2 protein-coding genes are annotated in these 948 nt (G+C 50.5%); both read right to left on the minus strand.

Features of this window, described 5'->3' with window-relative positions; translation table 11 throughout:
* On the minus strand, positions 1 to 647 hold a 647-nt coding region (locus AC1DLB_RS30980; protein ID WP_477786399.1), incomplete at its 3' end, for a beta-ketoacyl synthase N-terminal-like domain-containing protein.
* Positions 644 to 898: an acyl carrier protein gene (locus AC1DLB_RS30985; RefSeq protein ID WP_086945670.1), complete on the minus strand. Its 255-nt coding sequence runs from the start codon at positions 896 to 898 to the stop codon at positions 644 to 646. The genes AC1DLB_RS30985 and AC1DLB_RS30980, both read right to left, overlap by 4 nt.
* Between the last annotated feature and the right edge of the window lie 50 nt (positions 899 to 948).

Below are 948 nucleotides of genomic sequence, written 5' to 3' on the forward strand. Positions count from 1 at the left end.
GTGCAGTTTTGGTCTGTCATGCTGCCCAATCGATGGAATGTTGCAAACGTGGCCTTGTAGATCGCATCGCTTCCACCGCAAATAGCAAGTTCGCAGTCCCCGGCCTTGATGGCCTCGTAACCGAATATCAACGCGGTGTTACTGGCTGAACACGCATTGCCAATCGTGACTGACTCACCGGTGGAACCTATCGATCTCAAGACATCGCGGCTTATTTCAGACGCAAACGTATGCTGCACTGATGCGTGCAGGCCTGGCTGAGGTTCGGCCATTGCCGTAACCATGTTGTCAATCAGATTGGACTCACCATAGGTCGTGCCGAAATAACAATTCACTCGCTTGCCGGAAATCGCTGCCCGTTCAATTGCCGCATCCGTTAGAGCGAGCTCGGTGGCGGCAAGCGCAAAATGGCTGGGAGTCCCGGAGAGAGCGAAAGAGTCAAAATCCGGAATCAATGTGCTGATGCTGGATTTCACCTCACACCCATACTTTCTTTCAAACCGGTCGGTATCGATTTTTGAAAGCAGTCCCGTGCCGTTTACCCCAGTTTTCAACGCATGAAAGAACGCGTCTTTCCCAATTCCGATCGGGCTGACCGGCCCCAAGCCAGTGACGACAACCCTTCTGCCCTTGCCGGAGCTCATCATGCACACTCAGCCTCAAGCAGGGTCTTGTCGATAAACGAGAGAATTGAATCCACGCTGGTTATCCGTGGAATGTAAGCTTCATTGACTCGGACCTGAAAAGCGCCCTCGATACCGGCCAGGATTTCTATTCCTGACATCGAATCAGCACCGTAAGCCTCTATGAAGTTTTCGTTGTTGCGGATCTCTCCGACGCTGACGCCCAAGACCTGAGAAACAATCTCTTTGATTTTTTCTTCGTGAACGTGAGTCATATAATCTCCTGAAATGACGTTATCAGATAATAAAAGGAATTACTTTGTAG

This window comes from Pseudomonas sp. 05N434 (assembly GCF_056396965.1).

Coding starts and splice junctions, on each gene's coding strand:
- AC1DLB_RS30985 (WP_086945670.1), bottom strand. CDS start 898: ATGACTCACGTTCACGAAGAAAAAATCAAAGAGATTGTTTCTCAGGTC.